Below are 241 nucleotides of genomic sequence, written 5' to 3' on the forward strand. Positions count from 1 at the left end.
GCTCTTTGACAACTGTTGTTGGTAAATTTCTTAAATTAGTTCTAATCACTATTTTGTGATTAGGACTTTTTTAGTTTTGATGTGCAAGGTATAAAGCACTCTTACTCTAAATTTTCGGAAGCTCTTATAGCCGAAGCCAGCTCGCTTGATTGCTTTGATTTTATTGTTTGTGCCTTCCAGTGGACCATTGGTGTAAGGATAGTTGAAGGTGTTTTTAATTTCGTCATGATGTTCTTTCAAC

At 35.3% G+C, this 241-nt stretch carries 1 protein-coding gene; it reads right to left on the reverse strand.

Annotation, left to right across the window (positions count from 1 at the left end):
- Positions 1 to 48 precede the first annotated feature (48 nt).
- The coding region (locus tag IWT5_RS12020; protein ID WP_143443115.1) for a transposase at positions 49 to 241 on the reverse strand (193 nt) is incomplete at its 5' end.

The organism is Secundilactobacillus mixtipabuli, from assembly GCF_002217925.1.
Lineage (GTDB): Bacteria > Bacillota > Bacilli > Lactobacillales > Lactobacillaceae > Secundilactobacillus > Secundilactobacillus mixtipabuli.